The following is a 12,764-nucleotide window of genomic DNA, read 5'->3' on the forward strand; positions in this document are numbered from 1 at the left end:
TGCTTGAAAGCCGCCCATTATAGGCTGGTCGTGCTTCAGCCTCCTGACAGGAGGCGGGATTACCCTTGACGTGAGCCGGCACTCACGCTGCTTGCGTGCAGGCATATCGCCGCTGCAGCAGCCACGTTCAGCGACTCCTCACCGCCCGGCTGGCCGATGCGCACATGCTGCGCTGCCCGCTGCATCAGCGCCTCGCCAACGCCCTGCCCTTCATGGCCCATGGCCCAGGCACAAGGCCAGGGCAGCGCGGCATTTTGGATCAACTCGCCCTGGTGGGAACTGGTCACGATCAGGGGCAAGCCAAGCGCATCCAGGTCTTCGGGCGAGGCCGACTCGACCAGTTGCAGACCGAAATGCGCCCCCATGCCGGCGCGCAGCACCTTCTGGCTCCACAGCGCAGCCGTGCCCTTCAGGGCCACGATCTGGCCGAAACCGAAGGCAGCGGCACTGCGCAGGATGGAGCCCACGTTGCCTGCGTCCTGCACGCGGTCCAACACCACCGTGGCCACGCCGGCACGGATGACCACCGATGCCTGCCAGTCCATCAGAAAACCGATGCGCGCCGGGGATTCCAGGCCACTGACTTCGGCAAACAGGGCATCTGCCAGAACCACGCACTTGCCCGCGCCCTGCACCCATTCCAGCGGCACCAGCGGCCAGAAGGACTCGGCCACCACGGCCACGGAGGGCTGCATGCCACGCGCCAGCGCGGCACGGCACAGATGGTCCCCTTCCAGCCAGACGCGCCCTTGCTTGCGGTAGGCCCCACTGTCCTGGACAAGCCTGCGCAAATCCTTGACCAGGACGTTGTCACGGGACTGGATCAATGTGGCGGCGGGTTGTCGGCTCATGGTGAGGCTTTCGGGCAAAGGGAACAGCGCGCCACGGGCGCAGAAAGAAACGGCAAAGGCAATCAGGCCGACAGCAGCAAGGCCTGCGCGCCCTGCGCCGCAGCTGCCACGCGGGCAGCGGCCAGGGGCTCGGCCATGCGGGCAATGCTCACGACATGGGCCACCGGTGCGAAGGTTCGCCGGTGCTCCTCGCAGGCACCGTGCAGGCGCAGCGCCGCAAGGTGGGCCGCCGTGCCGTAGCCCTTGTGGCCGTCGAAGCCGTATTCCGGATATTGCTCATGCAGCCGTTCGCACCAGCGGTCGCGCGTGACCTTGGCCAGAATGGAGGCGGCCGAGATGGCCTGCACCAGGGAGTCCCCCTTGACGATGGCCTCGGCCTGCACATCCAGCACGGGCAGCTGGTTGCCATCCACCAGCACGAGCACCGGCTTCAGGCGCAGGCCCAGCACCGCGCGGCGCATGGCCAGCAGCGTGGCCTGCAGGATGTTCAGGCGATCAATCTCTTCGACCGAGGCCTCGGCAATGCTGCAGCACAGCGCCTTGGCACGGATCTCGTCATAGAGTGCCTCGCGGCGCGCAGCCGTGAGCTTCTTGGAATCGTTCAGGCCCTCGATGGGATTGAGATCGTCAAGAATGACAGCAGCGGCCACGACAGGGCCGGCCAACGGGCCGCGGCCCGCTTCGTCCACGCCCGCAACCAACCCCGGCGGATGCCAGGGCAGGCACGCCTGTTCAGGCGGCAGTGGGGGCAATGATTTTCTCGATCGCATGGGCGGCCAGTTCGGCAGTATCGCGCCGCAATTCATGGTGCAGCGCTGTGAAGCGCTGTACCAGCGCCTCGACGGTTGAAGGGGAATGTTCGCACGCCTGCAGCCATTGCAGCACAGCCGCGCTCAGCGCCTGGGGCGTTGCCGCATCCTGGATCAGCTCGGGCACGACGAAATCGCCGCACAGGATGTTGGGCAGGCCCACCCAGGGCTGCAACTGCTTGCCACGCATCAGGCGCCAGCTCCAGGGGTGCATGTTGTAGCCGATCACCATGGGACGCTTGTACAACGCGGCTTCCAGCGTGGCCGTGCCGCTGGCGATCAACGTCACGTCGCAGGCTGCCAATGCGTCATGGGACTGGCCGCGCACGATGTGCAGCGACGAGGCCATGCCGGACTCCTGGGCAATGCGCCGCAACTCGTCCAGTTGCGAAGGCACGGCAGGCACTACTATTTTAATAGCTGGCAGCGCCTTCCGGACCAAAGCTGCAGCCTGAAAGAAACGGGCTGCAAGATAGCGGATTTCGGAGCGTCGGCTGCCGGGCAGCACGGCCAGCACCAGACCATCTTCCGGCAGGCCCAGCCGACGGCGCGCGGCGGCACGGTCGGGCTGCAGCGGAATCACGCTGGCCAGGGGATGGCCCACGTAGGTGGCGTCTATGCCGTGACGGGCCAGCAACTCGGGCTCGAAGGGAAAAATGCACAGCACATGGTCGGCCGCACGCCGGATTTTCTCGACGCGATCGGCACGCCAGGCCCAGATCGAAGGGCAGACGAAATGCACGGTCTTGATGCCCGCAGCCCGCAGATCGGTCTCCAGGCCCAAATTGAAGTCGGGCGCATCGATGCCGACAAAAACGGCTGGCGGCTGTTTGAGCAGGCGCTGGCGCAACTGCCGGCGGATGTTCAGAATCTCGGCCAGCCGGCGAAACACTTCCCAGCTGTAGCCATGCACGGCCAGCCGCTCGCAGGACCACCATGCCTCAAAACCGCGCTGCTGCATTTGGGGCCCGCCGATGCCAAAGGCCGAAGCCTCGGGCCAGCGGGCCTGCAGCCCACCCAGGAGCAAGGACGCCAGCAGGTCGCCTGAGGTTTCCCCGGCGACCATGGCAATCGATGGACTCAGGCGCGCCAATGGCGCCGCGTTCTCTGTCATGCCGTCCTTTCGCGCGCCGGATCAGCGCGCAATGCCCCGGGTCGAAGCGGCCAGAAAATCCAGCATCAGCGATACATCGGCAGCGGCCTCGGGCTGCTCGCCAGCCAGCGCTCCAATGGCGTCGCGCGCGGCCTCCAGGGTCAGCCCCTGGCGATACAGCAGACGGTGCATCTGCTTGATGGCCTGGATACGCTGCGGCCCGAATCCGCGCCGGCGCAGGCCTTCGATATTGAAGCCACGCACAGCCAGGGGATTGCCATCCACCATCATGAAGGGCGGCACATCCTGCGAGATATGGCTGGCAAAGCCCGCCATGGCATGGGCGCCCACCTTGGTGAACTGGTGTACGCCCGTCAGGCCGCCCAGGATCACATGGTCGCCCACATGCACGTGGCCGGCCAGGGTGGCGTTGTTGGCCAGGATGGTGTGGCTGCCCACGACGCAGTCGTGGGCCACATGCACATAGGCCATGATCCAGTTGTCATGGCCGATGACCGTGACACCCTGGTCCTGCACGGTGCCCGCATTGAAGGTGCAGAACTCGCGCACCGTGTTGCGGTCACCGATGACAAGCCGCGTGGGCTCGCCTGCGTACTTCTTGTCCTGGGGCTGCGCGCCCAGGGACGCGAACTGGAAAATCCGGTTGTCGCAACCAATGCGGGTATGGCCTTCGACAATGCAATGCGCGCCAATCGTGGTGCCGGCGCCGATTTCCACATGCGGCCCGATGACGGCATAGGGGCCGACCGACACCGATGAATCCAGCTGTGCAGCGGAATCTATCAGTGCCGTGGGATGGATGCGTTCAATGCCAGCCATGCGCCCGTCAGCCCACGTTGCGCATGGTGCACATCAGCTCGGCTTCGCAGGCTACTTCGTCCTCGACGCGGGCCACGCCCTTGAACTTCCAGATGCCGCCGCGAACGCGGTCGATGGTGATCTCCAGCACCAGCTGGTCGCCCGGCTCCACGGGGCGCTTGAAGCGCGCACCGTCGATGCCCACGAAGTAGTAGATGTTGTTTTCGTCGGGAACCTGGCCCATGGCATCGAAGGCCAGCAGGCCGGCAGCCTGCGCCAGCGCCTCCAGGATGAGCACGCCCGGCATGACGGGACGGCCTGGGAAATGGCCCATGAAATAGGGCTCGTTGAACGTGACGTTCTTGATCGCCTTGATGCGTGTATTGCGCTCAAGCTCCGTGACCTTGTCCACCAGCAGGAAGGGGTAGCGGTGGGGCAGTTGCTTGAGAATTGCGTGAATATCCATCATTGCGTTCCGTTATGGCCTTGATCCGCCGATTGCTGCAGTTGCCGCTCCAGGGCCTTGATGCGATCGCGCATGGAGTGCAGCTGCTTCAGCGTCGCAGCATTTTTTTCCCATTTGGCGTTTTCATCCACGGGAAACATGCCCGTGTAAACACCTGATTGTGTCAGCGAACGGGTCACTACCGTCGCTGCCGAAATATGCACCCTGTCGGCCAGCTGCAGATGGCCCAGCACGATGGCGCCGCCTCCCACGGTGCAATGCGCGCCAATGCGCGCGCTGCCGGCCACCCCCACGCAACCGGCCATGGCCGTATGCTTGCCGACGTGCACGTTGTGACCGATCTGGATCAGGTTGTCGAGCTTGACCCCGTCCTCGATCACCGTGTCGTCCAGCGCTCCGCGGTCTATGCAGGTATTGGCGCCGATTTCCACATCGTCGCCTATCCGCACGCCACCGAGCTGCTCGATCTTCACCCATGCTCCGTTCTCGGGCGCAAACCCGAAGCCGTCCGCTCCCAGCACCACGCCGGAATGCAGCAGACAGCGCGCCCCCACATGGCAGTTCTCGCCAATGGTGACGCGCGACTTGAGCACGGTGTGGGCACCGATGGTGGCACCCTCTTCAACCACGCAGAGCGGGCCGATCGTGGCAGAGGCATCAACGATGGCACTCTCGTGCACCACCGCGCTTGGATGGATACCGGCCGACGCCACAGACCTGCAGTTCCGCTTCCACCACTGCGTGGCCCTGGCGAAGTAGGCATACGGGTCAGGGACCACGATGCAGGCACCCCGCTGCTGCGCCAGCTCACGCATGGCGGGCGCCACAATAACGCAGGCCGCCTCGGAGGCGGCCAGTTGCTGGCGGTAGCGGGGGTTGCTCAGAAAACTGAGATCCCCGGCCCCGGCGGAATCCAGCGGTGCGATGCGGGAGATGGGCATCTCCCTTTCGCCACCGACCAGTTCGCCACCGAGTGCATCGAGGATCTGACCCAACAATACGCTCACGGCATGCAGCCCTGGACTGCTGGCTTACTTGCCGCCGCCGTTCAGCGCCTTGATCACTTTGTCAGTGATGTCGTACTTGGGGTTGATGTAGACGGCTTCCTGGAGGATGACGTCGTACTTCTCGGATTCGGCCACTTGCTTGACCACCTTGTTGGCGCGCTCCAGCACCTGTGCCAGTTCCTCGTTCTTGCGGGAGTTCAGGTCTTCCTGGAACTCACGGCGCTTGCGCTGGAACTCGCGATCCTGGTCCACCAGCTGACGCTGACGGGAGACGCGCTGGCTTTCGGCCATGGTGGGCGCTTCACGCTCGAACTTCTCCGAAGCGCTCTTGAGCGTATTGCCCTGGTCGACCAGTTCCTTCTCACGCTTGGAGAATTCCTGCTCCAGCTTGGACTGCGCAGCCTTGGCCGTCGACGCTTCACGGAAGATGCGGTCTGTGTTCACAAAGCCGGCCTTGAACTCTTGAGCGTGCGCAGAAACAGCCATGGCGCCAAGCAGCACAGCCAGGGAAAAATGGCTAGATAGAGATTTCATTAGAAAGAGGTTCCGATTTGGAATTGCAGTCGCTGGATTTTATCCCCGGTCTGCTTGCGGATGGGTTGAGCAAAGGCGAGACGCAGGGGGCCCAGCGGGGAAATCCAGCTGATGCCCAGGCCCGTGGAAGCCCGCAGCTCCCCGAGATCGAAGTTCTCGTTGGCCCCGTAGACATTGCCCACATCGAGGAATGTAAAAAGACGCAAAGTCCTGTCATTGCCGGCACCGGGGAAGGGAATCATGAACTCTGCGTTCAAGGTCACCTTCTTGGAGCCGCCAAGCGCCAGGTTTTCCTTGGTGTCGCGCGGACCCAGCGAGCCCTGCTCGAAGCCACGCACCGAGCCCAGGCCACCCGAGAAGAAGTTCTTGAACAGCGGGAACGGACGGCCATTGAGGCCCTTGCCGTAGCCCAGTTCACCGTTCAGTGCCAGCGTGTACTTCTTGCTCAGCGGGATGTACTGCTGGATCTGGTAGTTGGCGCGCACATAGCGGGCCTCGCCACCCACCGACCACTCGGTGTTCAGGCGCTGGTAGAGACCGGAGTTGGGCGCCAGCGCGCTGTCACGGCTGTCGCGCGACCAGCCCAGGGTCAGCGGAATGCCCGTGTTGGAGTAGCCGTACTTGTCGGCATAGTCCTTGTACGCCTGGGGCAGGTAGGTGCCGGGCTTGATTTCGGAGCGCTCCACGCCGCCGCCGAAATACACGGTGTCAATCTCGCTGAACGGCACGCCAAAGCGAACGCTGCCGCCCGAGGTGACGATCTTGTAGGCCGCATCGTCGTAGTAGGGACGGTCGGTGCGGTAGTACAGGTCGTAGGTGCGCGAGATGCCGGTGTCCGTGAAGTACGGATCCGTGGTGGACAGCACCATGGTGCGGCGGTACTTGCTGGTGTTCACGTCCACGCCCAGGTAGTTGCCCGAGCCGAACACGTTTTCCTGCTTGATGCCGAACGACAGCGAAACCTTTTCGGCACTGGAGAAGCCAGCACCCAGTTGCAGCGAACCCGTGGGCTTTTCGGCCACCGAGATGACCAGATCCACCTGGTCGGGCGAACCCGCCACTTCCTGGGTTTCGACGTTGACCTCGGTGAAGAAGCCCAGGCGGTCCACACGGTCGCGCGACAGGCGGATCTTGTCGCCGTCATACCAGGAGGCCTCGTACTGGCGGAATTCGCGGCGGATCACTTCGTCGCGCGTGCGGTTGTTGCCACTGAGATTGATGCGTCGCACATAGGCGCGGCGAGAAGGCTCGGCGTGCAGCACCAGGGCCACGCGGTTGGTTGCACGGTCGATGTCCGGCACGGCCTCGACGCGTGCAAAGGCAAAGCCGAAGTTGCCGAAGTGCTCGGTGAAGGCCTTGGTCGTCGCCGTGACCTGGTCGGCGTTGTAGGGCTCGCCGGGCTTGATCTTGACCAGGGACTTGAATTCGTCGTCGCGGTCGAGGTAGTTGCCCTCCAGCTTGACGCCGGAGACGACGAAACGCTCCCCTTCATGGATGTTCAGGGTCAGCGAGATGGTCTGCTTGTCGGGCGAGATGGCCACCTGGGTGGAGTCCACGCGGAACTCCAGGTAGCCACGCTGCAGGTAGTACGAGCGCAGCGTTTCCAGGTCGGCGTTGAGCTTGTTGCGCGCATAGCGGTCCGACTTGGTGTACCAGCTCATCCAGTTGCCGGTGTCCTGGTCGAAGAGGTCCTTAAGCGTGGATTCGCTGAAGGCCTTGTTGCCGACGATGTGGATCTCGTTGATGCGGGCCGGATCGCCCTCGGTCACCGTGAAGGTCAGGTTGACGCGGTTGCGCTCGATGGGCGTGACCGTGGTGACGACTTCCGCGCCATAAAGGCTGCGGTTGATGTACTGGCGCTTGAGCTCCTGCTCGGCACGGTCGGCCAGGGCCTTGTCGAAGGGACGACCTTCTGCCAGGCCCACATCGCGCATGGCCTTTTGCAGGGTTTCCTTGTCGAACTCCTTGGTGCCGGCGAAGTTCACCTCGGCGATGGTCGGGCGTTCTTCGACGACGACAACGAGCACGTTGCCATTGGCTTCGAGGCGGATGTCCTTGAACAATCCCAGCGCGAACAGCGAGCGGATCGCAGCTGCGCCCTTGTCATCGTCATACTGGTCGCCCACGCGCAGCGGGATGGATGCGAAGACCGTGCCCGGCTCCACGCGCTGCAGGCCTTCGATGCGGATGTCCTGTACCCGGAAGGGCTCCAGCGCCCAGGCTGCATTGGCAGCCAAAACCATGGCAGCCAGGGTCGATGCAGCGCGCACGCCCAGGCGATTGATACGTTTAGTCATGAATGGATTTGCCGCCGCTGCGGCTTGCCGAAAACGGCTGAAAAGTTAGCCCCAAAGCCGGTTGATATCGTTGAAAAAGGCGACGGACATCATCATCATCAAAACCGCCACACCTGCACGCTGCAAGCGTCCGGCCCAGACTTCCGACACGCTTCGGCCAGTCACGCCCTCCCAAAGATAATACATCAGGTGCCCGCCATCGAGCACCGGCAGGGGGAGCAAGTTGAGAACCCCCAGGCTGATGCTTATCAGCGCCAGGAACGAAAGATATTGAACCAGGCCCATGCTGGCCGAACGCCCCGCATAGTCGGCAATGGTCAAGGGGCCGCTGATGTTCTTGAGCGATGCCTCGCCTATCACCATGCGGCCCATCATGCGCAGCGTCAGCGACGAAAGCTCCCAGGTGCGCTGCACGCCAGCCCACAGGCCTTCCAGCGGACCGCGCTGCACCAGAGCCATCTCGGGAGCGCTGCCGATGTAGGCACTGATGCGGGCAATGCTCTCCTTGCCATCTTCCGAGCGGCCCAGATCGGGCAGCACGGGGATCTGCAGTTGCCTGCCATCGCGCTCCACCAGCCAGACCTGCTGCTGGACCTGGCCGGATGCACCCATCTTGCGGATGAGATTGCGCAGTTGGGTGCCGTCATCCACCGGGGTGCTGCCCACGCGCAGCACCAGGTCGCCCTGGCGCAAGCCGGCCTTTTCGGCGGCACCACCGGCAATCACCTTGTCCAGCACGGGCTGCGTCCAGGGCCCCAGCAGGCCCAGGCGCTCGAAGAAGGCGGCATCGGGCTCGCCCTGCACCTGCCCGGCCAGCGCCAGCCGCAGTTCGGACGGAGCGGTGCGCCGGCCCTGGAGCACTTCCATGCGCACCGACTCATCATCGAGCGCGGCGCGCGTCAGTGTCCAGCGCAGATCATTGATGGAGCGGACCTCTTCCCACTCCTGGTCGCCCAAGGCGATGCGCAGCACGCGATCACCGCCCTGCACGCCCGCCATCTGCAGCACCGTGCCCGCCGGCGGCGTGGCCAATCGCGCCACGGGCTCCTGCATGCCCATCCAATTGACGATGGCCAGCAGCGCAATGGCCAGCACGAGATTGGCCACCGGGCCTGCCGCCACGATGGCCGCACGTGACCGCAGCGGCTGGGTGTTGAATGCCAGATGGCGCTGGTCGGCAGGGACTTCGCCCTCACGCTCGTCGAGCATGCGCACATAGCCGCCAAGCGGCAGTGCACCGATGACGAATTCCGTGTCCGAACCTTTGCGCTTCCAGCGCAGGATGGGGCGACCGAAGCCGACGGAAAACCGAAGCACCTTCACGCCGCAGGCCACAGCGACGCGGTAGTGGCCCCACTCGTGGACGGCAATCAGCACGCCCAGCGCGACCACGAATGCAACTACGGTCAGCAACAATTGATACTCCTTTGAATCCAATGCGCACCTGGATACCGCCGCAGGCCCACCGAGAAACCCGGTCTGGCCCGCGAAGCCGGCATTACAGCTGCCACTGCCGCGCCACGGTGTGCGCGATTTCACGGGCCTGGGCGTCCAGGGCCAGCAGATCGTCCAGGCTGCCCAGTGTAGGCGGCAGCAAGGTTTCGAGAGTGCGCAAATTCACAGCGTGGATACGGTCAAATGCCAGGCGTCGCTCCAGGAAGGCGGCAACGGCGACTTCATTGGAAGCATTGAGAACCGCCGTAGTTCCCTCGCTGGCGAGCAGCGCCTGCCAGGAAAGATGCAGGCCCGGAAAGCGCACGGCATCCGCCTCTTCAAAGGTCAGGGCCGACAGCTTCGCGAAATCCAGGGGCGCCGCGCCGCTGGCTATGCGCCGTGGCCAGGCCAGGCCGCAGGCGATGGGCACGCGCATGTCGGGCGTGCCCAGTTGTGCCAGCACCGAAGCATCCTTGAACTGCACCATGGAGTGCACGATCTGCTGCGGATGGATGACGACCTTGATCTTGTCGGGAGCCATGTCGAACAGCCAGCGTGCCTCGATGACCTCCAGCGCCTTGTTCATCATGGTCGCCGAGTCCACGGAGATCTTGCGCCCCATGGAGAAGTTCGGGTGCGCGCAGGCCTGCTCCGGCGTGATCTCGGACAAGGTGGCCGGATCGCGCAGGCGAAAGGGTCCGCCCGACGCCGTGAGCAGCAGACTGTCCACGCGATCGGGCCAGCTGGCTCGGTCTTCCGGCAGGCACTGGAAAATGGCCGAATGCTCGCTGTCTATGGGCAGCAGGGTCGCGCCATGGCGCTTGACCGTGTCCATGAACAGTGCGCCGCCAACGACCAGAGCCTCCTTGTTGGCCAGCAGCAGGCGCTTGCCCGCGCGCGCGGCCGCCAGACAAGGCGCAAGGCCCGCCGCACCGACGATGGCCGCCATGACGGCATCGACCTCGGGATGCGAGGCGATCTGCTCCAGCGCGTCTGGCGACTGCAGCACTTCGGTCGCCAGCCCATTGCTGCGCAGCTGTTCAGCCAGCAGCTTCGCGTGTGGCGCGCTGGCCATGACGGCATAGGCGGGCTTGAATTCGGCACACTGGCGCAGCATCAGGTCCACTTGCGTGGCCGCGCTGAGGGCAAAGACCTCGTAGTGCTCGCGGTGGCGCGCCACCACGTCCAGCGTATTGGTACCGATGGAGCCCGTGGAGCCCAGGACGGTGATTTTCTGCTTCATGAATGCGCGAAAGAGGAAAGCATCATGGCCAGCGGCAGGGTCGGCAGCAGGGCATCGACGCGATCAAGCACGCCGCCATGGCCGGGCAGCAGACCACTGCTGTCCTTGACGCCCACGCTGCGCTTGACCAGGGATTCGACCAGGTCGCCGACCACGCTCATCGCGGCCATGAACACAACCGCCAGCAGCAGGAACCAGGCCCCGCGCGCCAACAGCAACGAATAGAAACTGGGCACGGCCACCGCGTAGTGGCGGTCCGCCCAGACCCAGGCCAAGGCCAGCACCAGCACGCCGGCCATGCCGCCCCACACGCCTTCCCAGCTCTTGCCGGGACTGATGGACGGCGCGAGCTTGGACTTGGTGAATTTCAGGCCCAGGGTCCGGCCTGCGAAATATGCAAAGACATCGGCCACCCAGACCAGCACCAGCACCGACAGCAGGAAGTTGATGCCCATCATGCGTGCCTGCACCACGGCCACCCAGGCCAGCCACAGGGCCAGCACTCCGCCGACCAGACGCACAGGCCCCGCAATGCGCGGCCAGCCGGCCACGCCTGCGCGCAGCAGTGCCGCGCCGCCCAGCACCCAGGCGGAGCCAGCGACCACCCAGACCGCGGTCAGAGGCCGCTCCAGCCATCCCGCGGCCCAGGTTCCCACGCACATCGCCGTGCAGATGGCACCTATGCCGATGGCTCCAGCGGAGCCAAAGCCGTTGAGACGACCCCATTCCCAGGCACCCGCTGCCATGAGCACGAGCACCACCACGGCGAACGGAACGCCCGTCGGATAGAACAGCGCAGGCAGCAAGATGGCCAGCAGGATCAGGGCGGTGATGACTCGCTGCTTGAGCATGGCTCCCCCTTGTTCAGGTCGTCTGTTGATGGGACGACTTCGATTGTGATTGGTGTACTTGCGCGGAGGTCTGGCCAAAGCGCCGCTCGCGCGAAGTGAAGGCGGCAATGGCCTCGTCCAGGCAGGCCTCGTCGAAATCAGGCCACAGGCTGGCACTGAAGAAGAGCTCTGAATACGCGGCCTGCCACAACAGGAAGTTGCTGATGCGCATCTCCCCGCCAGTGCGGATCAGCAGGTCCGGGTCGGGCACATGGGACAGCGCGAGTGCGCGGTCCAGGCTCTGCGGGGTGATGGGCTCGCCCTGCTCTGCCAGCCGGGCTGCGGCCTGGGCAATGTCCCAGCGCCCGCCGTAGTTGAAGCAGACATTGAGCACCAGGCGGTTGTTGTGTGCCGTGACCTGCTCGGCCTGGGCCAGGCCTGCGCACACTTTCTCGCTCAGGCCACTGCGGTCGCCGATGAAGTGCAGGCGCACGCCATCGCGGCTCAACTGCTGCACTTCCTTGGCAAGGGCATTGGCCAGCAGGCCCATGAGACCGGAAACCTCCTCTTCGGGGCGGTTCCAGTTCTCGGAAGAGAAAGCGAAGACGGTCAGGACCTGCACGCCGCGCTGGACGCAGGCGCGGGCACAGCGGCGCAGCGATTCCACGCCCTGCTTGTGGCCGGCCAGTCGCGGCAGAAAGCGGCGATTGGCCCAGCGCCCATTGCCATCCATGATGACGGCAATATGGCGCGGCACCGCGCCGGAGTCTTGGTTTGTCAAAGGTACGGGCCCTGAGGCAAGCGAGGCAGAACGCCTCAGACCGCCATGATGTCTTGTTCCTTGGCAGCCACCAGCGCGTCGATCTCGGTGATGTGCTTGTCGGTCATCTTCTGGACATCGGCTTCGCAACGCTTTTGGTCGTCTTCCGAGGCTTCCTTGTCCTTGACCAGCTTCTTGACGGCTTCGTTGGCGTCGCGGCGCAGGTTGCGCACGGCGATCTTGGAAGCTTCGCCTTCGTTGCGGGCCAGCTTGGTCATTTCCTTGCGGCGCTCCTCGCTCATGGGAGGCATGGGCACACGGATCAGATCGCCCAGCGAGGCAGGGTTCAGACCCAGATCGCTTTCGCGAATGGCCTTCTCCACCTTGGCGGACATGCTCTTTTCCCAGGGTTGCACGCTGATGGTGCGCGCATCGAGCAGGTTCACGTTGGCCACCTGGGACAGCGGCACCATGGAGCCGTAGTAATCCACATGGATGGAGTCCAGCAGCGAGGGGTTGGCACGGCCGGTACGCACACGCGCAAGATTGTTCTTGAGCGCTTCGATGGACTGGCCCATCTTGGACTCGGTGGTCTTCTTGATGTCTGCAATCGTCATGTTC

The 12,764-nt window shown here is 64.3% G+C and carries 13 protein-coding genes; all 13 read right to left on the reverse strand.

Going from position 1 to position 12,764, the window contains the following annotated elements; genetic code table 11:
• Positions 1-59: 59 nt before the first annotated feature.
• The 13 genes from ACUTR7_RS11885 to frr all read right to left on the reverse strand — a co-directional run bounded on the left by ACUTR7_RS11885 (position 60) and on the right by frr (position 12,760).
• On the reverse strand, positions 60-851 hold the full coding sequence (locus ACUTR7_RS11885; protein ID WP_445608909.1) for a TrmH family RNA methyltransferase: 792 nt from the start codon (positions 849-851) through the stop codon (positions 60-62).
• A gap of 62 nt (positions 852-913) precedes the next feature.
• Positions 914-1,621, reverse strand: a complete 708-nt coding sequence (rnhB, locus tag ACUTR7_RS11890; RefSeq protein WP_012206733.1) for a ribonuclease HII — start codon at positions 1,619-1,621, stop codon at positions 914-916.
• Positions 1,584-2,774 carry a lipid-A-disaccharide synthase gene (lpxB, locus tag ACUTR7_RS11895; RefSeq protein WP_034396164.1) on the reverse strand — a complete coding sequence of 397 codons (1,191 nt, stop codon included), beginning with the start codon at positions 2,772-2,774 and terminating at the stop codon, positions 1,584-1,586. The genes rnhB and lpxB overlap by 38 nt, the downstream gene beginning before the upstream one ends.
• A 21-nt stretch (positions 2,775-2,795) precedes the next feature.
• Positions 2,796-3,593: an acyl-ACP--UDP-N-acetylglucosamine O-acyltransferase gene (lpxA, locus tag ACUTR7_RS11900; protein ID WP_445608910.1), complete on the reverse strand. Its 798-nt coding sequence runs from the start codon at positions 3,591-3,593 to the stop codon at positions 2,796-2,798.
• Positions 3,594-3,600: 7 nt separating this feature from the next.
• Positions 3,601-4,041, reverse strand: a complete 441-nt coding sequence (gene fabZ, locus ACUTR7_RS11905; protein ID WP_012206736.1) for a 3-hydroxyacyl-ACP dehydratase FabZ — start codon at positions 4,039-4,041, stop codon at positions 3,601-3,603.
• Positions 4,038-5,045, reverse strand: coding sequence for a UDP-3-O-(3-hydroxymyristoyl)glucosamine N-acyltransferase (gene lpxD / locus ACUTR7_RS11910; protein WP_097201684.1), 1,008 nt, complete (start codon positions 5,043-5,045; stop codon positions 4,038-4,040). The genes fabZ and lpxD overlap by 4 nt, the downstream gene beginning before the upstream one ends.
• 24 nt (positions 5,046-5,069) lie before the next feature.
• Entirely contained in the window at positions 5,070-5,579 is a 510-nt protein-coding gene (locus tag ACUTR7_RS11915) for an OmpH family outer membrane protein (RefSeq protein ID WP_013801453.1), read from the reverse strand.
• Positions 5,579-7,876 (reverse strand): outer membrane protein assembly factor BamA, encoded by a 2,298-nt coding sequence (gene bamA, locus ACUTR7_RS11920; RefSeq protein WP_013801452.1) that lies wholly within the window; start codon positions 7,874-7,876, stop codon positions 5,579-5,581. Before bamA ends, ACUTR7_RS11915 begins: the two co-directional genes overlap by 1 nt.
• 45 nt (positions 7,877-7,921) lie before the next feature.
• A complete protein-coding gene (gene rseP, locus ACUTR7_RS11925; protein WP_043795909.1) occupies positions 7,922-9,292 on the reverse strand; it encodes an RIP metalloprotease RseP in 1,371 nt (456 codons plus the stop codon).
• 82 nt (positions 9,293-9,374) lie between these two features.
• Positions 9,375-10,553: a 1-deoxy-D-xylulose-5-phosphate reductoisomerase gene (gene ispC, locus ACUTR7_RS11930; RefSeq protein ID WP_043819021.1), complete on the reverse strand. Its 1,179-nt coding sequence runs from the start codon at positions 10,551-10,553 to the stop codon at positions 9,375-9,377.
• Positions 10,550-11,404: a phosphatidate cytidylyltransferase gene (locus ACUTR7_RS11935; RefSeq protein WP_063325296.1), complete on the reverse strand. Its 855-nt coding sequence runs from the start codon at positions 11,402-11,404 to the stop codon at positions 10,550-10,552. Before ACUTR7_RS11935 ends, ispC begins: the two co-directional genes overlap by 4 nt.
• A 13-nt stretch (positions 11,405-11,417) precedes the next feature.
• Positions 11,418-12,164, reverse strand: coding sequence for a polyprenyl diphosphate synthase (uppS, locus tag ACUTR7_RS11940; protein WP_065346073.1), 747 nt, complete (start codon positions 12,162-12,164; stop codon positions 11,418-11,420).
• 35 nt (positions 12,165-12,199) lie between these two features.
• On the reverse strand, positions 12,200-12,760 hold the full coding sequence (gene frr / locus ACUTR7_RS11945) for a ribosome recycling factor (protein WP_012206744.1): 561 nt from the start codon (positions 12,758-12,760) through the stop codon (positions 12,200-12,202).
• Positions 12,761-12,764: the final 4 nt, after the last annotated feature.

It is taken from the genome of Delftia sp. NA_296.1, from assembly GCF_052692095.1.